This window comes from Luteitalea pratensis, assembly GCF_001618865.1.
In the GTDB taxonomy this organism is placed as follows: domain Bacteria; phylum Acidobacteriota; class Vicinamibacteria; order Vicinamibacterales; family Vicinamibacteraceae; genus Luteitalea; species Luteitalea pratensis.
On sequence record NZ_CP015136.1, the window covers coordinates 5991980 to 6012090 of the forward strand.

Genomic DNA, 20111 nt, shown 5'->3' on the forward strand with positions numbered 1-20111 from the left:
CTGCGTGGAGGCCGTTGTATACTGGGTCGTTATGCTGTACTGGCTCATTGTCACCATCTACGTGGTCGTCTGTATGCTCTTGCTGCTGGCGGTCCTGCTGCAGCAGGGCAAGGGTGGCGACATTGCCGCGGCATTTGGCGGCGGCGGTGGTTCGGCCGCATTCGGCGCTCGCCAGGGCGCGACGGTCCTGTCGAAGGCCTCGGCAATCCTCGGGGGCTTGTTCATGGTGGGCGCGCTCGGCCTTGCCATCGTCGGCACGCGCGGGCCGAGCTCGGTCATGAGCGGCGTGCCTGGCGCGGCCCCGGCTTTGCCCAAGACGCTACCCAAGGCTCCGACGAACCCCTCGGCGACGACCAACCCGGCGCCGACGCAGACGCCCGTGGCCCCGGCGCCTGGCGTGCCGGCCGCAGGCGCGGCGGCACCCAAGTCGGATGCCCCGGCGACGGTCGCCCCGGCCCCCGAGCAGGCCAAGGCGCCGGCAGCCGGCAGCGAGCCGAAGAAGCAGTAAGGCCGCACTCCGGCGACGGCCGGTCGGCTTCCCTCGAACACGCGGACCTGCTATAGTCCGTGGTTCTGTCGACCTTGCAGGGGACGGCAAGCGAACGACAACTACCGCACGCGGAAGTGGCGGAATTGGCAGACGCACCAGCTTGAGGGGCTGGCGGGAGCAATCTCGTAGGGGTTCGAGTCCCCTCTTCCGCACCATCATCTAACCCGTTGCAATCGCTGGACTCCGAGGCGGCCTCGCCTCGCGGTCCATGTCCCGCCTCAGACGCTGGACATGGGTCCATGTGCAACGGTTGTGCAACGCGTGCCCGGGCGGCGCGATGCTCCTCCATCTGCTGCATGGCCAGGTGCAGGCTGCGGCCCTGGATGTTGAGGTAGTGTGTGCCCCAGCGGGTGAGGCCCGGCGGCCGCGAGGAGCCGCGTCTCTGGTACGCATCTGCTCGAAGCGCTTCGCCCGCGGGTCTCGGCCTCGACGCGGTCCTCGTCGCGGTCGATCTCGTGCTCGAGAGCGGCCGCCCGAGCGCGGACCACGCAAGTTTGTCCAGGATGCGATGCACCGCCGATCGAGCCGCGGGCGCGGCCTGATGCTGCTCTCGCCGCTCGAGTGCGCGCTGCACGCAGGATTGCGCTGCATACGTAGTCGATGCGGGCCCCATGAAGACTCCACTGGCGCCGCAACGGACCTGGTCCCAGAGTCTGTGCGTTCTCGCGAGACCGCATCGAGCGCGGCATAAGAAGCCGGCTACCCCCACCGGCGCCTACCCGTGAAGTTCAGAGCAATCGAGGCCGTGGCGGCAACAAACTTGCACGTCCAGACGCGGGCTTCTCCCAAGACCTGCGAGGAACACCATGGGCCAAGACCGAGCAAGCGCCAGCGGAGCCCGTGCCGACCTCACGCGCGATCTGCCGCTGGAAGACGTGCCCGCTGGTTTCATTCATCTCGCGCACCAGACTGACGTGCTCGAGGACACGGGCACACCGACCGGCTCGTCTGCCACACCGCGTACTCTTGCCGGTCAGGACGAAGCGCAGCTCAGGGATCTCGCCGAACTGGCGATGCGCCGAGCGTCACCGTACAACCTGCGCTTCCGTGCGAGACGCGCTGGTCGTGTCCCTTCAAGTGGTGGAGATTGATCGGCGTCGTTTCGTGAGTGTGTGCGTACAACGCCAGAGTCTCCATGATTGCCTCGCGCGACAGCGCTGGCCAGCCCGCTTCGGCGGTTTGTGATGTATAGCCCCTGATCTCCAGCGGCCGATCTCGGTAGCGAGGACATCTTCGCAGGCAGGTCTTGGAGCGCCGGCGCGAATGAAGGCCGTCCCAGCATCTCGGGACGGCCTTTTCGTATTCCCGCGCCGCGCTACTTACAGGTCGAGGCGATCATCTTCAGATTGGCTACGCGCAGCGTGCCGGCAAGCCCTGTTTGCGAGGCCGTGGCACCCATGCTGGCCGTGCCGCCCGGAGCACCGGCCGCACCGCCAGCTGCGCCGCTACCCGTGCTCCCGCTGCCGGACGTACCAGGGCCGGCGTACCCGCTGCTGCCACTGCCGCCACCGGTGGCGCCGGCGCCGGTCGTCGCTGTGCCACCAGTCGCGCCCGACTGCGACGTTCCGGAGCTGCGTGCGGAAGTCGACGTCAGCGAGCCTGTGACCTCGATTTCGTGACCGACGTGCTTGGACAAGTCTGTCGAGGTATCAGCCATCAGGTGATAGACCTTGCCTCCCTGCTGGCCTGCTCCGCTCACGCGCAAGATGTACCCACCGCCAGCCCCAGCCGAGGCTGCATATCCAGCGGTGCGACCAGCGCCCGCGTCCTGTCCGCTCTGCGCGGTGGCGCCCTGGGTCCCTGCGGTCGCGCCGGTGCTGCCGGCCGCTCCGGTGCTGCCCGTGCTGGTGCTGCCTGTCGCCGTGCTTCCGGTGCTACTGGTAGTGGACGCGGCACTGCTCGGGGACGTGCCTTGGCTGCTCGTCGAGCTCGTGCTCGTGCCCGACTGGAGGCACCCTTGCAGCGTGGTTTGTTGAGCTTTGGAAGGCTCAGCCCCTGCGGTCGGGGACGAGGTCGATGCACCCTGCTGTTGAGCCAGGGCCGTCATGCTTGCCGCCACGGTAAATGCGGTCACAAAGTGGAATGTGCGCTTCATGCTTTTCCTCCGTCGTCGTGCAATGGGTCAGGCCGTGCGAGCGACTCCTCGGCCGGCTGTCCACGGCGAGCCAAGGCGCTTGCATATGCCTGTGCCCAAAGCAAGAAGTGAACCGCGCCTGCATGCCGACACGTGGGTGACGTTAAAAGCCGGAAAGGGTAGAGGAAAAACCCGTAGAGAGGTCGCTCCGGCGTAAGCCTCAGCGGCGCCCGGGTGTCTTCAGGGCACCGAAAGACCCCGAGTCGCTCGGTACATGTCGGCTAACGGGAATTTCGGGGTCCGGTCCGCGCGAAGCAGTCCGTTGGCCTCCTGATAGGTATCGGCAAACTGCGTGTAGCAGAACCCGGCAAAGATGCGCGACTCCTGTACGGTCTGCAACAGGATTGAATAGGCCGATTGCAGAGCCTCGCCGTTGTCGCATCGCGAGTAGCCCCATGTGGTCGGATCGCCTGAGCAGGCTATACCGCCGAACTCGGTGAGAACAATCGGATGCTCGAGGTTTGCGTGCCCCTCCAACACGAGGACGCGCCCACCGGGCTGCTCCTTGCGGAAGAGGCCCGGAACCACGTCGTCCGAGTAATAGCGTGCGCGGATTCGCTCGGGGTTCGGGTCGTAGTCGTGGATGCCGATGATGTCGGTCGCACTGCTTTCCCAGCCGTCATTCCCGACGACGGGCCGGTGAGGGTCCAGCGTGCGCGTGAGGTGATAGAGCGCATGCACGTAATGCCGGTGGGCGGCATTGTCGGGCAGATTCGGCACGCCCCACGATTCGTTGAACGGGACCCACGCGACGATGCAGGGGTGGCTGCGGTCACGCGCAAGCACTTCGAACCACTCCTCTGTGAGGCGTTGAACTGACGAGGACGTGAATCGGTAGGCGCTGGGCATCTCCTCCCAGACCAGCAACCCCAGACGATCGGCCCAGTACAGATATCGAGGGTCTTCGATCTTCTGGTGCTTGCGGACGCCATTGAAGCCCATCGCCTTGGCCAGGGCCACGTCCTGCCGCAGGGCCTCGTCGTCGGGTGCGGTGCTGCCTGACGCTGGCCAGTAGCCCTGATCAAGGACCATACGAAGGTAGTATGGGCGACCGTTCAGGACGAAGCGGTCAGCACTGACGGACACCTCCCGCAGAGCGGTGTAGCTGCACACCGTGTCGATAATCTCGCCCGTATCGGCCTTCAGTTCGAGACGGACGTCGAGCAATTGCGGATGCTCGGGGCTCCACAGGAGTTCATTGCGTGAGTCGTCAATACCGGGATCGGAGAAGCCAATTCGTCTCGACAGCTCGTCACCTGTCAGCCCGTACGAGTCGGCGGCAAGCAAGCGATCGCCGGCACGTATCGTCACATCGAGGTGCATGGGTTCGGTCACGGCTCCCGCGAACCAGCACTCCAGCTGCAATGCCCAGTCGAGGAGGCTCGGCGTCCAGCGCAGTCGTGCGAGCCACGTCGCGGGTACGCGTTCCATCCACACGGACTGCCAGATGCCGGTGGTACGCGGATACCAGATCGAGTGCGGCTGGGGCAGCCAATCCTGCTTGCCTCGTGGCTTGGCGAGGTCAAGGGGATCATCCTCCGCGCGCACGACGAGCGTGACCGGTTGGCCGCCTCCCATGTGCGTCGTGATGTCGCAATGGAAGGGCGTGTAGCCGCCTTCATGGGTTGCAACCAGCACACCGTCGACCCATACCGCGGCTCGGTAGTCCACGGCCCCGAAATGAAGGAGGATGCGCCCACCATCCGCGTCCCATGGCTCGAGCGTGCGGCGGTACCAGCAGTTCCTCACGTAACCCACGTGCGCAATGCCGCTAGCCGCGGTTTCGGGAGCGAACGGGACCCGTATCGAGCCGTGCCAAGTGACTGCCGTCGGATCCTGCCACGTCCCGCCCTGGTCGGCGGCGAACTCCCAGAGTCCGTCCAGCCGCCGCCACGGAGCGCGACGTAATTGCGGTCGCGGATAGTCGTGTGCATCCACCTGGTGCTCAGAGGCGGTGACCATCAACGATGTCGTTGGCAAGGTTGGGAAGCATTCGGTGGATGGTTGCAGCTATGGCCTCCGCGGAGACCGGCTTGGCCATGAGCATGGTCGCACCGGCGGTAGCTACTGCCTCTGCCTGCCCTGCTTCACTGCTCAACAGCAGGATGAAAAGCGCTGCAGTAGCGGTTGATGCGCGGAGATCCCGGCACAAGTTGATTGCGTCTGGATGTCTGTCGCTATTAGCTACCACAAACTGCAGCCGCCCGAACTGAGCCAATTCGAAAGCCTCGGTTGCCGTGCCCGCCTCGATGATCTGCATTCCCCGGCGACGAAGGCCCGCGGCCAGCGCTTGTCGACCGTGAGCGTCATGATCCATTAACAATCCCACGGCTATCGGCATGGTCGGTCTCGCAATGTTCTATGTTGGTTCTGCAACGGGACGGGTGCGACCCAGACCGCGCCAAGGAAAGGTTGTGGAAGGCTTGTTGCAATAAGCAGACCTGTGTCACCTTCCCTCTTTCAGTCCTTTTGGTGGGCCGGTTTTGAGTCCTCATGTCAGATGACGCGTCAGGGCGTCCGTCTCGACATGCTGGCGGCGACGCAGCACGACCACTTCGTGCAGGACGACTACGCACGACTCGCCAGCGTGAACATCAGCACCGTCCGCGATACCATCCGCTGGCATCTGGTCGAACCGTCACCGGGTGTGTTCGACTTCTCCTCCGTGCAGCCTTACGCCGCTGCCGCACACGCCCAGCGCGTTCAGGTCGTGTGGGATCTTCTTCACTACGGCGTCCCCCCGCACGTGGACACCATGGCCCCTGACTTCGCGGTTCGCTTCGCGAGTTACGCGGGCGCGGTCGCGCGCTTCCTGGCCTCGCGCACCATTGGGACGCCCTTTTACACGCCGATCAACGAAATCTCGTTTTACGCGTGGGCAGCCGCCGAGGTCGGGTGGTTCCACCCATACCTGATCGGTCGTGGTCCCGAGATGAAACGGCAGTTGGTGCGCGCGTGGATTGCGGCGGTCGACGCCATTCGCGCGGTCAGTCCAGACGCACGGTTCGTCTCGGTCGAGCCGCTCATTCATATCGTGCCGCCGCGGGGGCGGCTCGACTGGGAAGGTCAGGCCGAGGCGGCGCGGGAGGCCCAGTTCGAAGCGTGGGACATGCTGGTCGGCCAGAGAGATCCGTACCTCGGGGGCGCGAGCCGATATCTCGACGTGATCGGCGTGAACTTCTATCACGACAACGAATGGGAGGAGCCGGGCAACGTCCGTCTGCTCTGGCACGTGCTGCCACGAGACCCGCGGTGGGTACCCTTTCACGCGTTGGTCCAGGACGCGTACCGCCGGTACCGTCGCCCGATGGTGGTCGGCGAGACGAGCCACGTCGGCGAGGGACGGAGCGAATGGATTCGCGAAATGACGGAGGAAGTGGTGTTGGCACTCCACGCGGGGGTGCCTATCGAGGGCATCTGCCTCTACCCCATCCTCGATCGCTTCGAGTGGGAGGATTCCACGCACTGGCATAACAGTGGGTTGTGGGACCTCGCGCGTGAGGCGGACGGCACCCTTCGGCGGGTACTCAACGAACCATACGCGGCCGCCCTGGGGCGGAGTCAGCTGCGACTGGCCACCGTTGGGTGCAAGTAGTCGCGAGCCGCTCTGTGCGTCGCGCTGAGCGCGGGTGGATGCCTCATCGCCCCCCCCGCCTAGGCGACCGCTCCCTCTGCTTCCGGCAGCGCCGCGCGTTCGGCCCGCGGGACACTGGCCAGCTTGGCGAACAGTGTCAGCGCCTGCGCGGTGACCTGGTCCATGTTGTAGTACTTGTAGGTGGCCAGGCGACCCACGAAGTGCACACTGACCGCGGCGTCCGCCAGTGCCTTGTACTGCTGGTAGAGAAGCGCGTTTTCGGGCTTCGGCACCGGGTAGTACGGGTCGCCTTCAGCCTGCGGGTACTCGTACACGATGGTGGTCTTGGGATGGACCTGTCCCGTCAGGTGCTTGAACTCGGTGGTGCGCGTGTACGGATGATGGTTCGGGTAGTTGATCACGGCGACTGGCTGGGCCTGCGGCGTCTCGATGGTCTCGAACTGGAACCGCAGCGAGCGATAGGGAAGTTTGCCGTAGCGATAACCGAAGAACTCATCGATCGGACCAGTGTAGATGAGCTCACCGTAGGAGATTTCGTCCGCGATTTCTGCATACGATGTATTCAGCATCACCTTGATGTTGCGATGCGCCAGCATCCGCTCGAACATCCGCGTATAACCAGCGCGCGGCATCGCCTGGTACGTGTCGGTGAAATAGCGATCATCGCGATTGGTCCGCACCGGTACTCGGGCCGTGACCTGCGCGTCAAGTTCCGAGGGGTCCATCCCCCACTGCTTGCGGGTGTAGTTGCGGAAGAACTTCTCGTACAGTTCACGACCGACGCGGTTCACGATCACGTCCTCCGAGGTCGTGATCTTGTCGCAACGTTCCGCGGCAGCGCTGAAGAACCCTTCCACCTCGGGCGAACTGAGGTTGAGTCCGTACAGGCGGTTCACCGTATCGAGGTTGATGGGGATAGGCAGGAGCTGCCCGTCCACCGACGCGCGCACGCGATGCTCGTAGGGCCGCCACTCCGTGAACCGCGAGAGATAGTCGAACACCTCCCGCGCATTGGTGTGAAAGATGTGCGGACCGTACCGGTGCACGTGAACACCGGCGTCGTCGTAGTGGTCGTACGCGTTGCCGCCGATGTGCGACCGCTTGTCGATGAGCAGGACGCGCTTGTCCGCGACGCGCGCCAGGCGCTCGGCCAGCACGCTGCCCGCGAATCCCGCGCCGACAATCAAGTAGTCGAAGGCCATGAGTCTTTCTTTATGCGGCTGGGCCGGCAAACACAGGGTCAGTCGGGCCTGCGTGGGTGGAGCCCGGACGCCCCGTTGGCGCGACCGGTCGCGATGCCATCTCGATTAAGGCCTGCATGCCCTGCCACGTCCGGTCCCAAGACATCGTCGAGAGGAACGTATCAACCCGCTGCAGTCGCTCGGGGCCGTCTGCAAGCGCATTGTCGATGGCGCGGGCGAAGGTCCACGGATCGTCAGCGATCCGCACGAAGCCCCGCTCGCCGTACGGCTCCACCACGTCGGCGATGGAGGTGGACACGACCGGACGCCCAGCGGCCAGGTACTCGGGCGTCTTGGTCGGGCTGATGAACCGCGTCGCGTCGTTCCGCGCGAACGGCAGCATGGCGACGTCCCACCCCGCCAGATACGCAGGAAGCTCGTCATAGCCTTTCATGCCGAGGTAGTGGACATTGGGTGCAGACGGCAACGACGCGGGATCGACCTTGGCGGTCGGCCCCAGCATCACGAAGTGGTAGTCAGGTCGCACTGCCGCGAGGCCGCGCAGCAGGCCGATGTCGAGCCGTTCATCAATCACGCCGAAGAATCCGATGCGTGGGCGTGGCACGCCATCCTGATCCAGCGGACGTGCACCGCGCCAATGACGCGCCGCAGCGAAATGGCCGACGTCCACGCTGCTGGGAAAGGCATGCACCGACTTGTGCTGGTGCTTCTTGGCCTCGTAGAGGCTTCGGCCGCCGGTGAAGACGAGGTCGGCCCGCGCAAGCAGTTGCTGCTCCAAGGCGCGGAGTGCGGGCGGAGCACCCTGAAACAGCGACAGTTCGTCCATGCAGTCGTACACCACGACGCCTGCAGGCAGTGTGCTGGAGAACGCCCACGCCATGGGCGTGTAGTACCAGGTGAGCGGCATGTCAAAAGCCCGCGTACGCCACCAGGACTCCATCAACCCCTGCAATGCCAGGCGTTGTGCCGCCTCGTCGAGTCGCAACGGCAGTTGCGGTGTCACGACCGAGAGCTGCGGATTGACGGGAACAATCTCGAGTCGCGGCTCGCCTTCGGCAGTCTGCGGCTCCTCGACAAACCACACACGGCGGTCCTGCGACGCGCGGCTCAGCAAGTGTTGAGGGCGCTGCCACACGAAGTGCCATCGCAGATGCGAGAAGCAAATGAGGTCGGACATGGCTTCCCCGGAGTTGCTCATGCCACTCCCCTATACAACTCGTGTGCCGCTACGCGGTGATGACGGATCGAGGCGCGCTCCTCCAAAAGCGGTTGTCCGGTCACGTATGTCGACTGCCGGACTACGCGAGCGTTGGCGAACGCCCTACGTATGTATCCGAACCCTCCCGCACACATCGCCATGAATCCATGTCCCTCCGGTGCGCCACGCAATGGCGGTCACGCGGAGATCACGATGGCACGGTCGGACGATTCAGGATATTGGGTTGAACGGCATGGACCGATTAGGGATCACCCCAATGGGCCCGTGATGCCTGCTGTGTCATGCTGATAGGAGTCGCCCAGCCAACCCTGCAGCACGGCGAACTGCAGCAGCTCGATTCTCCCGTGGAGGCGGAGTTTGCGCATGCCGTTGGCCTTGTGCACTTCGACGGTCTTGACTACAACGTCCAACTGCTGCGCGATCTCCTTGTTGCTATGTCCCTGCGCACTCAAACGCAGCACCGTCAGTTCGCGGTCAGTCACCGAAGCCGCTCCCGGCTGGCGTTGGCGCTGACCAGAGGACAGAAAAGGCGCCGCCACGTGTCGCATGAGGGCCGAGTCGATGTACTGCCCACCGCCGGCGGCCGCACGGATGGCGTGCAACAACTCGTCGTGGGGACTCTGTTTCAGCACGTACCCGGAAACGCCCGCGCGCAGGAGCTCCTGGAGATAGGTCTGATCGGCGTGGCGAGTGAGGACGACCACCTTCACTGCAGGGCGGCTTTCGCGCAACGCACGCGCGGCGAAAAGACCGCTGGTTCCCGGCATCGACAAGTCCATGATGACGACATCGACGCCGTCACGTTGCGCGCAACGTATGGCATCGTCGCCGTTGCTGGCTTCGCCGACGACCGCCAAATCGGGTTGACTGTCAATCAACAGGCGCAGACCCGCGCGAACCGTCGCGTGATCCTCGACCAACACAATGCGCAACGGTTGGTTCACGGAAGCCCTCCTGACTCTTCCAGTCTGGGTCGTTTCGCCACGAAGATCAAACTGTACTGGCACAGCTACATGGCTGAGATACGACAGTGATATCAGACGATCTTGCCTCTACCGTCGACGCCGGCATGGCCGCCGCGTTCACGACCAACGCGGACGGTCGGATCGATTCCTGGAGCCACGAGGCTGCGGCGCTGTTTGACGAGTCGGTCGAAGACGCCATCGGTCGTCACCTGAGCACGCTGTTTGCCCTCGACACCTCTTCGAAGAATTGCAGCAGTGACACAGGAAGTGGTGGCGCGCCCCTTCGATGGTTTGCACGGCGGAATGGCACGCGGTTCGAAGGAAGGTATCGCACCCTCGAACTGAGAGACACGACCTCGGTCGTGGGTCACGTTCACCTGGTGGACGCTCGCCCGCATGCGGACACGCGAGACTCGGTCGCGGACAGCGACCAGCTCAAGTACTCGGAAGAAGCGCGCCTCGGCCTGCTGCGGCGCCTGGTCATTGCTCAGGAGGCGGAACGACGGCGGATCGCGCGAGACCTCCACGACCACCTTGGTCAGCAGCTCACCTCCTTACGCCTGCAAATCGAAGCACTACGCCATGCCACAACCGCTCTGCCCACCGCGCAAGCAATGCTCACCCAGGCTGATGCATTGCTCTCGCACCTCGATCGCGACATCGACTTCCTGTCGTGGGAACTGCGGCCCGCCGCGCTTGATGATCTCGGATTGAAGGCGGTCCTGGAAAATTACGTCAGCGAGTGGGCGCGACATGCAGATGTTCCAGCGCGATTCCACGCCGAAGGCGTGGCCGAAGACCGCATCGCCCCGGAGATCGAGGCCACGCTCTATCGGATCGCGCAGGAAGCGCTCAACAATGTCGCGAAACACGCGCACGCTCGTTCCGTCGGGGTCGTTCTCGAACAGCGAGGCTCGACGATGTCGTTGCTCGTGGAAGACGACGGCATCGGCTGCGAGGCTTCGGCGGCCTCGAGCACGATGATTGGCCTTCTCAGTATGCGCGAGCGCGCAACCGTCGTGGGTGGCACACTGGACATCGAGCCTACCGCAGGCGGCGGCACGACCATTCTTGCCCGCGTACCGCTTCGCTTGACCGACAGCGATCCGTTTGACATCACATCGACGCCGTTGCCGTCGTGCGGTGATTCCACCGAATTCGAACACGGTGGGCTACGGGGAAGCCTGCTGGCACCGCGATCGGTTGACCGCCTTCAGGAATTGCAACGAGCGGTGGCCGCCCGCGACGAGTTCATCGCCACTGTGGCGCACGAACTGCGCAATCCGATCGCGCCCCTGATGTTTCAGGTGCGGTTGTCGATCGACCGTGCTGAGCAGATGGACCGAGCCGGTGAGTCGGTTTCGGCTGACTGGGCGCGCCAGCAACTGCGACGAATCGAGCAGCGCCTCCACCGTCTGCTCGAGACGCTCGATCGTCTCCTCGACGTCTCCCGACTCTCCAGCGGGCGCATCGATCTGGAACCCGACAACGTCGACTTGGTGGAATGTGTTCGCGACGTTCTCGCATCCTTCGAGGCCGAATGCGCCGTCGCCCGTTGCGAAATCAGGGCGATCATGCCGGCCACCGTGACCGGATGGTGGGACCGCTTGCGCCTGGATCAGATCTGCCGAAATCTGGTGTCCAATGCGATTCGCTTCGGCGCGGGTCGTGCCATCCATGTCACCGTGGACGCCGATGAGGACACCGCGATTCTGACCGTCCGAGATCATGGGATCGGAATCCCGCAAGACAAGCAAGACGTGATCTTTGAACGGTTCGAGCGCGGCCCGGACGCGAGGCGCAGTGGAGGGTTCGGAATCGGCTTGTGGGTGGTGCGCAACGTGTGTGCGGCGATGGGAGGCTCAATCACTGTCGACAGTATGGTTGGCGGCGGTGCCGCATTTGCTGTCACGCTTCCCCGACGTCCGCAGAGGGACCAGCGCCATGAGGTGACCGCGTGAACGACCAATCCACGGGGCAAAGGCGACGTCCAACAGGGATCGCAGGTCTCGACCGCATCCTTGAAGGTGGGCTGTTGGAAGCCGGCGTCTACATCGTCCAGGGGCCTCCGGGTGCTGGCAAGACGATCTTGGCCAACCAGCTGTGTTTTCATCACGCGTCCGAGGGTGGGCGGGCTGTCTACATTACCCTGCTTGCCGAGTCGCACTCGCGAATGTTCGGCCATTTGCGCCGCATGCAGTTCTTCGACGAGACACGCATCCCCGACTCCGTGTACTACGTGGGTGGCTTCAGCACGCTCGAAGCGGAAGGCCTGGGTGGGCTGGTCACACTGGTTCGTGGCATCGTGGCGAAGAAGTCTGCAGGGCTGGCCATCATCGACGGTCTCGTGTCCGCCGCGGAAACAGCGTCGTCGGACCGTGAGTTCAGGAAGTTCCTACACGACCTGCAAATACTGGCCGACCTCGCGCGATGCGTAGTCGTTCTCCTGACCAACGCGGAGCGAAAGAGCGGCTTCTTTCCGGAGCACACCATGGTGGACGGGGTGCTCCACCTGACCGATGAATTGTCGGAGCTGCGCCCGCTTCGCCACATCCGCGTTCTCAAGCTGCGCGGCAGCAATCCTGTGCGAGGACTGCATTCAGTTCGTATCTCCGACCGGGGATTGGAGGTGCGTCCCCGCCTGGAGACGCGACTCAGTGCTGCTCCGGTCACGGAGGCACGTGTTGCCTCAGGTGCGAAAGTGGCATTTGGTGTTCCAGAGCTCGACAGGATGTTGCGCGGTGGTGTACGCAGCGGCTCGATCACCATGTTGCTCGGGTCGTCAGGCAGCGGCAAAACCGTGTTTGGCATGCAGTTTCTCGCCGAAGGTGTGAGGCGAGGCGAACGTGGTTTGTTCTTCGGGTTCTTCGAGCACCCAGACGCGATCCTCGCGAAGTGCCAGCGGATTGGCATCAACGGCATCAAGGAGGGGGTCGACAAGGGACTCGCGCGCGTCATGTGGCAGCGGCCCATCGAGGGAGTGATCGACGAGATCGGCGACAACCTTTTCGAGGCGGTTCGCACGCTCGACCCACAGCGTATCGTCATTGACGGGATGCAGGGGTTCGAACGCGCGACCGATCTACCCGAGCGCCTGTCGGACGTCTACGGCGCGATCGCGCAGGAGTTGGAGCGCAGGCAGGTGACGACGCTTTACACGACCGAGACCCGCGGCCTATTCGAAAGCGCCATCCATGTGCCGATCAATGGGCTGTCGGCAGCCACGCAGAACATCATTCTGCTCCGCCACGTCGAGCACCGCGCGGCGATACTGCGTGCACTCGCCATCTTGAAGGTAAGAGATGACGATTACGACCCAAAGATGCGCGAGATCAGGATCACGGATGATGGGATCGATCTCCTGGATACGTTCGCGCACGCCTCGCACTTGATGTCGGGCGGGGGCCTTGCTCATAGCGAACCGCCGACACCGGACCGGACGTAGGAACGCGATGGCCGTGACGCCTTCCATTCTGATCGTTGAGGACGAATACGGTCTCGCCGAACTGTTGCGCGACGTGTTGACCGAGCTCGGCTTCCAGGTCACGCTCGCGGCCAACGGACGGCTCGCCCTCGACGTGCTGCGTGAACGGCCGATTCATCTTGTGTTGACGGACACGATGATGCCTGTGATGGATGGCCCAGAGCTAGCACAGGCCATGCGCGCAGATGAGCGACATCGCGGTATTCCGATCGTCATGATGACGTCTCTCCGATCGGCTGTTCCGTCGACGCCGGGTCTGTACGAGGCCGTGCTTGCCAAGCCGTTTACGCCAGAAGCCCTGCTGAATGTTCTCGACCGGTTCGTAAGTCGTGCAGTGTGAACGGCACCGGCCCTCCTACCGATCCTTCCGAGTCAACGGAGCGGTAGGCGAGCCGTGCTCGCCGCGCTGCGGCGACGCATTGCGATCCGCTACGACTGCTCTGCTACCCAAACCCAGGGAAGAATCGACGGCACGAAGGCCGCATCCGGTCGGGAGCGCCGGCCCTGAGACCCTTCGACGGCCGGGCCCGTCTTCCCGGTGTCAGCGTCGGGCGAGTCCAGTCCGGAGTCGCCACCGGCCACGACTTGTGCGGGCACGCATTACCTCCGGAATTGCGGCTCGGCGTTTGCATCTGGCTCCGTCGTGTTCGAGACGATGTCCCTCTCATGGTCGGAACTTGCGCGTCGCACGTGGCGCGAAGTCATAGATGACGACGTGCTCGGTCTAGCAGCTCAGCTGTCGTACTATTTCTTCCTCGCGCTATTTCCGGCGATCCTCTTTCTGCTTGCGCTCGCGAGCTTTTTTCCGCTGTCGAACCTCAGCGACGATATCGGCCGGTCCCTCGGCCCGTTTGTCTCAGCGCAGGTCCTCGGACTGATTCAAGAGCAACTGCGACGACTCGCCAACAACCAGAACGGCGGGTTGCTCACCGTCGGTGTTGCGGGTGCGTTGTGGAGTAGTTCGGCGGCGCTCGTCTCGATCGTCGGTGCGCTGAATCGCGCCTACGACATCGACGAAGGTCGGCCCTGGTGGAAAGTGCGCCTGGTCGCCATCGGGCTGACGCTGGGTGTCGCAGCGATCGTCCTGATTGCGTTGTCACTGGTTCTCGTCGGACCGACCGTCGCGGGATGGCTTGGACAGAGGACGGGCTGGGGGGCGCCCTTCGAGTGGGCGTGGCTCGTACTGCAGTGGCCACTCGTGTTCGCGTTGGTGACCACGGGGATTGGCCTCATGTACTACTTCGGGCCTGACGCGGACCAGGATTGGGCGTGGATTACACCAGGTGCCGTCGCCGCCACGCTGCTCTGGCTCGTGATCTCACTGCTGTTCAAGGTGTACGTGTCGAACTTTACGGATTATGAAGCGACCTACGGCACCGTTGGTGGGGTCATCGTCGTCTTGCTCTGGTTTTACGTATCCGGCATCGCCATCTTGACTGGCGCCGAGTTGAACGCCGAAATCGAACACGCCTCGCCGTACGGAAAGGCGCCAGGACAGAAGAACGCGCAGGGGACACGGCTTCTCGGCGCGCGCGCCGCACGAGCGTTCCGAGAGCGACAGGGCGACGCGCCGCCCGAGGTGCCAACGCCACCGTCCCCGCCGCCACCTCCGAAACGAGGATTGGGTGCGATGGTCGCTGGCGCGATGCTGCTGGCGAGGCGGTGGAATCGCACGCGGTGATGCTGGTTGTAGACCTTCATGCGAAACGAGGCACGAGTGGCCAAGACGAGTCCGAACAAGATTGCGAAGCGATCGACGACGAAGCGTGAGCTGATCGACCGGCACGGACAAGCGGTTCGTGAAACGCGCCAGTGATGGGACGTGGTCCGACATGGACGACGTGAGCCGGTCGTTGAGCGTTGACCGACAGCGCGCCGCGAAGACCGCGGTGATGCCTGGGCACGGCGACCAGGGCGACCGACGGCGGGTGGTGAAGAGGGCCGCGAAGAAGCGGTAAGGGGCGGGCCTGCAGCTGCCGAGAAGCTCCGTCGCTGCTCTGACGTGGCTCAGCGCGCCAGCGAAATCATTCCAGGGACCAGCGTCTTAACCCTTTGCCGCGGTCTTTTGCTCGCTGTGAGTGGCTTACTCTTCGCTTGGGAGCGACATCGATGTCTCCACCCCGACCGATTCGCTTCCGGGACCAGAGTGCGCTGTTCTGGGCCGATTTGGTGACGCCGGTAGCTGGCGCCACTCCCATCGAACCAGCCGGTTGCCATCCCGTTGCGATCAGGACTGAGTCCATGCCGCTCCGATCGGCGCAGGACGTCGTCATTGCGCGACAAACGGTGCGACGTCTGACCCAACAACTGGCGTTCCGGCTGGTCGATCAGACCAAGATGGTCACCGCGACCAGCGAGCTGGCACGCAACGCCGTCGTGTATGGCCTTGGTGGCACGATGGTTTGCGAGTTGCTGGCCGAGGGCGTCCGCAAGGGCCTGCGCCTGCAGTTCAACGACCAGGGGCCGGGGATTGCCGATGTCGCGCAGGCGATGAACGACGGCTGGACATCGGGCAAGGGCATGGGGCTTGGCCTGCCGGGCGCCAAGCGCCTCGTCAGCCACTTCTCGATCGAGTCCGTCCTCGGACGGGGGACGACGGTGACCATCGTCCGGTGGAATTGATGGACCCCCTGCAGCTGTGCATTCCGGTGTCGGACCGGAGCCAGATCGGCGAGGTCCGTCGTGCCATCTCGCGGATGGCGGACACGCTGGCGCTGTCGCCGTCACGACGGGGTGATGCTGCGATCGTCGCGACCGAACTGGCGACCAACCTCGTTCGACACGCGCGCGACGGCCGGATGTTGCTGCAGGTGATGTCGCACGGGGCGTCCGGTTGGCTGGACTACTGTCGGTGGACGGTGGCCCCGGGATGACCGACGTGCAGCGATGCCTGCAGGACGGATTCTCGACCGTCGGTACGCCGGGCAATGGGTTGGGTGCCGTGAAGCGGCTGTCGGATGAATTCGACGTCCACTCGACGCCAGGGAAGGGCACGGTGATCGTGTCGCGGATCGCCACCAGCACGGCGCCGTCCACCGTGTTCACGGTCGGCGCGGTGTGCCTGCCGTTTCCCCGCGACTTCGTCCGCGGCCGGGACGACGCGACGATCCTCGTGGTGAGCCGGTCGCGAAAGGGCGACGTCCATGTCTGAGGGAAGAGGCCAGGCAAGCACCTTTGGCCGCGTGGCATCGCGGTTGCTTTACGTTGTCCAATGGCGCGACACGACACGCCGGCACGGCACCGTCTGACCGACTGGTTTCTTGAAGGCATCCCCGAGCCGGAGGGCGCGTATGCGCCACCACCGGACGTTCATCAATCGGTCTGGTGGAAGGTCATGTGCCTCACGGGCGTGGACTACTTCTCCACGTTGGGCTACCAACCGGGTATCGCGTTCCTCGCCGCCGGTCTGCTCTCGCCGCTTGCTACCCTGATCTTGTTGGTCCTGACACTCTTCGGTGCCTTGCCGATGTATCGGCGAGTGGCGGAGCTCAGCCCGAATGGGCAAGGCAGTATCTCGATTCTGGAAGCGCTGCTGCCCCGTTGGCGCGGCAAGGCCTTGGTGCTGTGCCTTCTCGGGTTCGCCGCGACCGGATTCATCATCACGATCACGCTCTCGGCGGCAGATGCGACGGCTCACCTCCTCGAGAATCCTTTCATGCCGGGCTGGACGAAGCAGCCCGTGATGCTGACCCTGCTCCTCCTCGCTGCGCTTGCAGCCGTGTTCCTCAGGGGATTTCGGGAAGCCGTGGGACTCGCCGTGCCCATCGTGGCGGTCTACATCCTCCTCAACCTGGTCGTCCTGGCGTGGGGACTGCTGCACCTGTGGCAGGAGCCAACGCGATGGTCGGAGTGGTGGACCGCAGCCACCCGTGCACATGGACATCCCGCATCGATGGTCGTGATGGCGGCGCTGCTCTTTCCCAGGCTGGCACTCGGCCTGTCAGGCTTCGAGACCGGCGTCGCCGTCATGCCATTGGTCCAAGGCGACCCGGGCGACACGGAAAAGCAACCCCAGGGCCGTATTCGCAATACGAAGAAGCTGTTGACCGCGGCAGCGGTGCTGATGAGCGTCCTACTTGCGGCGAGCAGCGTGGTCACGACCTTGCTCATCCCGCCTGCCGCGTTCGCGGAGGGTGGCCCGGCATACGGCCGCGCCCTCGCCTACATCGCCCATGAACATCTCGGCGAGACGTTCGGGACGGTCTATGACCTGAGCACCGTGGCGATTCTGTGGTTCGCCGGTGCGTCGGCGATGGTCGGGTTGCTCAATCTCGTGCCACGGTACCTGCCGCGCTACGGCATGGCGCCGGAGTGGGCGAAGGCGCACAGGCCGCTGGTGGTGATTTTCACGGCAGTGGCCTTCCTCGTCACGATCCTCTTCAAGGCGGATGTCAACGCCCAAGGGGGCGCATATGCAACCGGAGTGCTGGTCCTGATGGGGTCCGCCGCTCTCGCCGTCACGCTCGCCGACCGGCGCCAAGGGCGTGGCGCGTGGGTCGGATTCGCGCTGCTGACGGTCATTTTCGCGTACACGACGGTAGTCAACATCCTCGAACGGCCGGAGGGTCTCAAGATTGCCGTCATCTTCATCGTCTCCATCGTCCTGACGTCGTTGATATCGCGAGTGCTGCGTTCGACGGAGCTGCGCATCCATTCAGTACAGCCTGATGCCCAGGCGCAGGTGTTCCTGCGTGAAGCCGCGGGGGCACCAATCCGGGTGATCGCCAACAGCCCTGACGCGGGCGACGTCGCGGAGTACGAACAGAAGCTGGAGGAGGCCGAAGAAAGCCACCACCTCGTGCCCGACGAGCGCGTCCTGTTCATCGAGGTGCAGCCAAGTGACGCGTCCGCGTTCAGCGATCAGCTGCGCGTGCAGGGCGTGTACGTCGGCCCGCATCGGGTACTGCGCTGTGTGAGTCCGGCGGTCCCGAATGCGATCGCGGCGTTGTTGCTGTACATTCGCGACGAGATTGGCACCATCCCTCATGCCTACTTCGGCTGGACCGAAGGCAATCCCATCGCATACCTGCTGAAGTTTCTCGTTTTCGGTGAGGGGGACACGGCACCGGTCACCCGTGAAGTCCTGAGGCAGACCGAGCCGAATCCGAAGCGTCGCCCGCGTATCCATCTTGGGTGAACCTCAGATAGCGGCCCTTGCCTTTGGAGTCGCCACGGCTCAGGCGCTCGCCGGCATCCGTCGTGGCATGCGTGGGCCACGTTTGCTCAGCGTGTGCCGAGCGTCTTCACGAATTTGTTCACCGACTTCACCAACAACACCGCTGCGGCGGTCGGCGCTCCTATTCGTGACGCGATCCGCGCGGACACGACCGTAGTCGATGAGTTGCCGGAGGACGATGATCCCCTCCAGTCACCGACCTTCCTGGCGGTCGGGGACTGATGGCGGAATGGCGCCTGTGGAGAAGTTGGCCTGCCGCGGCCATCAAGCTGCGCCTCGAGCAGGCGCGCCACTCCCACTCCAATGACGGCGCCCATGAAGAGGATATGACTGGTGATCATGGGTGGCACCACTTCAATTCCGAGGCAGTGATCGCTACCGAGGCGGAGGGGGAGGATCGCTTCGCGCGCGCGCGTGCTGCACTCGCGAACTACCAGTTTTCCGCCCCCGCGATCGTCCTGGCCCATTTTGACCCGGCAGAGCCGTTGCTCTGGAGGTGCATGCTCCTCGAGGTCCAGGTCCTCGGCTTGCATCATCTGTGTCCAGCGGTCGTCAATCGCGTCACGGATGAAGCCGACGTCTTCGGCTTTCGGGACGACACGCTGGAGGGACACCTCGAGCGCGGGGTCGAATGGTTCCTGATCACAAGGAATGATCAGGGGCAGATCCGCTTTCGCATCGAGCGCGCTGGCAGCAGGGCGAGTTCCCCAACTGGTGGAGTCGGGTCGGCTTCATCGTGTTGTCGGGGTGCTACCAGCGAAAGTGGCATCGACTCGCCCATCACCGGCTGTGGCTGCTCGCGCACTATGGCCCGACACGACAGCCGGCGCGAGACGCGGCTGGACTCACCCACCAGGGGGGTCGACGTGGTGTTCACGTACCATACGAAACGGAAGTGGTTTAAATGAATCGCGCCATCCTGACCAAACTCCTGGCGCTCAGCGCCGTGACCGGCGTGCGCAGCATGGCCGGACTGGCTGCCCTGGCGTCCGCGCGGGGCGGCCCGGCAAAGCCGGCGTTGCTCGTCGTCGCCGCGACGGAAATGTTTGCAGATAAGTCGCCCTCCATTGGCAATCGCATCGACCCACTGCCGCTGGGCGCCCGCGCGCTGATTGGCGGTGCCATCGGCGTACTCGTGGCGCGCGAGGCGGGCGAGCGTGTGGTGCTGGGTGCGGTGCTCGGCGCCACGACCGCGGTGGTCGCCACGCAGATAGCCTACGACGTGCGGCGACGCCTTCCCGTGCCGAGCGCTGCGGGCGGTCTGCTCGAGGACGCGTTGGTCGTGGCAGTCGCATCGCGGTACGCCTAGCCATTTGCCAGTCACGCCGACGTCGGCACGCATGGGGCTTCGGCATGAGACATGCTGCTTGCGAGTCGGAGGCACTCCATGACTCGGCAAGACTCATCTCGACAGTTCGACGCCCGTGAAGAGGGCAAGGGACACGTCGCCGCCGGCAACGCGCGCCGCGCGCCGACTCACGACATCGATGATTCGCCAACGGAAGGCTCGGTTCCCGGCCTTCTCATTCCTGAGGCGCTTTCGGACGGCGTCGAGGGCGAAGCCACATCCGAGTGGCGCGCCAAGAAGGAGGACTCCAGGAAGGCCGATGCCGTCGCTGAGCTCACGAAGCTAGAACGGAACGCGGAAGACGGCCGCGAATGAGCATTCGCTACACCTGTACTGGATCGAATAGTCGACGAGGAGAACTTGCTATGACCAGCTCGAACTCCGAAACACAAGGCGCAGTCCAACCTTCGAGCGCCGCCGGGAACGCTGCCCGAAGGG

Annotated in this window: 22 protein-coding genes and 1 tRNA gene; 17 read left to right on the forward strand and 6 right to left on the reverse strand. The window is 64.2% G+C overall.

The features are described 5' to 3' along the window. Positions 1–31: 31 nt before the first annotated feature. The 3 genes from secG to LuPra_RS25195 all read left to right on the forward strand — a co-directional run bounded on the left by secG (position 32) and on the right by LuPra_RS25195 (position 1641). Complete coding sequence (secG, locus tag LuPra_RS25185) at positions 32–508, forward strand: preprotein translocase subunit SecG (RefSeq protein WP_110173315.1); 477 nt, start codon at positions 32–34, stop codon at positions 506–508. A 110-nt stretch (positions 509–618) separates the two neighbouring features. After that, positions 619–705 (forward strand) — tRNA-Leu (locus LuPra_RS25190). Between the two features lie 651 nt (positions 706–1356). Continuing rightward, a complete protein-coding gene (locus LuPra_RS25195; protein ID WP_110173316.1) occupies positions 1357–1641 on the forward strand; it encodes a hypothetical protein in 285 nt (94 codons plus the stop codon). Between the two features lie 224 nt (positions 1642–1865). Here LuPra_RS25195 and LuPra_RS25200 read toward each other — a convergent pair whose 3' ends face one another. Beyond that, on the reverse strand, positions 1866–2249 hold the full coding sequence (locus LuPra_RS25200; protein ID WP_110173317.1) for a hypothetical protein: 384 nt from the start codon (positions 2247–2249) through the stop codon (positions 1866–1868). 49 nt (positions 2250–2298) lie between these two features. Between LuPra_RS25200 and LuPra_RS32275 the strand changes: the two genes are divergently transcribed. Then, complete coding sequence (locus LuPra_RS32275; protein WP_157899645.1) at positions 2299–2526, forward strand: hypothetical protein; 228 nt, start codon at positions 2299–2301, stop codon at positions 2524–2526. Positions 2527–2864: 338 nt separating this feature from the next. On the opposite strand, the gene LuPra_RS25210 is transcribed toward LuPra_RS32275, so the two are convergent. After that, positions 2865–4646: a glycoside hydrolase family 2 protein gene (locus LuPra_RS25210; RefSeq protein ID WP_110173319.1), complete on the reverse strand. Its 1782-nt coding sequence runs from the start codon at positions 4644–4646 to the stop codon at positions 2865–2867. After that, positions 4630–5025 (reverse strand): response regulator transcription factor, encoded by a 396-nt coding sequence (locus LuPra_RS25215; protein WP_110173320.1) that lies wholly within the window; start codon positions 5023–5025, stop codon positions 4630–4632. The genes LuPra_RS25210 and LuPra_RS25215 overlap by 17 nt, the downstream gene beginning before the upstream one ends. Positions 5026–5184: 159 nt before the next feature. On the opposite strand from LuPra_RS25215, the gene LuPra_RS25220 reads away from it, so the two are divergent. After that, positions 5185–6279, forward strand: a complete 1095-nt coding sequence (locus LuPra_RS25220; protein ID WP_110173321.1) for a glycoside hydrolase family 1 protein — start codon at positions 5185–5187, stop codon at positions 6277–6279. 59 nt (positions 6280–6338) lie between these two features. Here the strand turns inward: LuPra_RS25220 and glf are convergent, their stop codons facing one another. From glf to LuPra_RS25235, 3 genes are all read right to left on the reverse strand, one after another. After that, positions 6339–7481, reverse strand: coding sequence for a UDP-galactopyranose mutase (gene glf / locus LuPra_RS25225; RefSeq protein WP_110173322.1), 1143 nt, complete (start codon positions 7479–7481; stop codon positions 6339–6341). A gap of 10 nt (positions 7482–7491) precedes the next feature. After that, complete coding sequence (locus LuPra_RS25230) at positions 7492–8679, reverse strand: glycosyltransferase family 1 protein (RefSeq protein WP_234800545.1); 1188 nt, start codon at positions 8677–8679, stop codon at positions 7492–7494. A 269-nt stretch (positions 8680–8948) separates the two neighbouring features. Then, positions 8949–9644, reverse strand: coding sequence for a response regulator (locus LuPra_RS25235; RefSeq protein WP_157899646.1), 696 nt, complete (start codon positions 9642–9644; stop codon positions 8949–8951). 86 nt (positions 9645–9730) lie between these two features. Here LuPra_RS25235 and LuPra_RS25240 point away from each other — a divergent pair, with 86 nt between their 5' ends. From LuPra_RS25240 to LuPra_RS25290, 12 genes are all read left to right on the forward strand, one after another. After that, positions 9731–11626: an ATP-binding protein gene (locus tag LuPra_RS25240; RefSeq protein ID WP_157899647.1), complete on the forward strand. Its 1896-nt coding sequence runs from the start codon at positions 9731–9733 to the stop codon at positions 11624–11626. After that, a complete protein-coding gene (locus LuPra_RS25245; RefSeq protein ID WP_110173326.1) occupies positions 11623–13110 on the forward strand; it encodes an ATPase domain-containing protein in 1488 nt (495 codons plus the stop codon). Before LuPra_RS25240 ends, LuPra_RS25245 begins: the two co-directional genes overlap by 4 nt. 7 nt (positions 13111–13117) lie before the next feature. Then, positions 13118–13489 carry a response regulator gene (locus tag LuPra_RS25250; protein ID WP_110173327.1) on the forward strand — a complete coding sequence of 124 codons (372 nt, stop codon included), beginning with the start codon at positions 13118–13120 and terminating at the stop codon, positions 13487–13489. A 315-nt stretch (positions 13490–13804) separates the two neighbouring features. Then, entirely contained in the window at positions 13805–14830 is a 1026-nt protein-coding gene (locus tag LuPra_RS25255) for a YihY/virulence factor BrkB family protein (protein WP_257724474.1), read from the forward strand. Positions 14831–15375: 545 nt separating this feature from the next. Then, complete coding sequence (locus LuPra_RS25260) at positions 15376–15771, forward strand: anti-sigma regulatory factor (RefSeq protein ID WP_110174561.1); 396 nt, start codon at positions 15376–15378, stop codon at positions 15769–15771. After that, positions 15771–16022 carry an ATP-binding protein gene (locus LuPra_RS25265; protein WP_110173329.1) on the forward strand — a complete coding sequence of 84 codons (252 nt, stop codon included), beginning with the start codon at positions 15771–15773 and terminating at the stop codon, positions 16020–16022. The genes LuPra_RS25260 and LuPra_RS25265 overlap by 1 nt, the downstream gene beginning before the upstream one ends. After that, positions 16001–16300: an ATP-binding protein gene (locus LuPra_RS25270; protein ID WP_157899648.1), complete on the forward strand. Its 300-nt coding sequence runs from the start codon at positions 16001–16003 to the stop codon at positions 16298–16300. Before LuPra_RS25265 ends, LuPra_RS25270 begins: the two co-directional genes overlap by 22 nt. 60 nt (positions 16301–16360) lie before the next feature. Further along, positions 16361–18286, forward strand: a complete 1926-nt coding sequence (locus tag LuPra_RS25275; RefSeq protein ID WP_110173331.1) for an APC family permease — start codon at positions 16361–16363, stop codon at positions 18284–18286. A 93-nt stretch (positions 18287–18379) separates the two neighbouring features. Next, positions 18380–18547, forward strand: coding sequence for a hypothetical protein (locus LuPra_RS32280; RefSeq protein WP_157899649.1), 168 nt, complete (start codon positions 18380–18382; stop codon positions 18545–18547). Next, positions 18547–19233: a DUF1990 family protein gene (locus LuPra_RS25280; protein ID WP_110173332.1), complete on the forward strand. Its 687-nt coding sequence runs from the start codon at positions 18547–18549 to the stop codon at positions 19231–19233. The genes LuPra_RS32280 and LuPra_RS25280 overlap by 1 nt, the downstream gene beginning before the upstream one ends. Continuing rightward, on the forward strand, positions 19230–19634 hold the full coding sequence (locus LuPra_RS25285; protein WP_110173333.1) for a hypothetical protein: 405 nt from the start codon (positions 19230–19232) through the stop codon (positions 19632–19634). The genes LuPra_RS25280 and LuPra_RS25285 overlap by 4 nt, the downstream gene beginning before the upstream one ends. Before the next feature lie 51 nt (positions 19635–19685). Then, a complete protein-coding gene (locus LuPra_RS25290) occupies positions 19686–19988 on the forward strand; it encodes a hypothetical protein (protein ID WP_157899650.1) in 303 nt (100 codons plus the stop codon). Positions 19989–20111 lie beyond the last annotated feature (123 nt).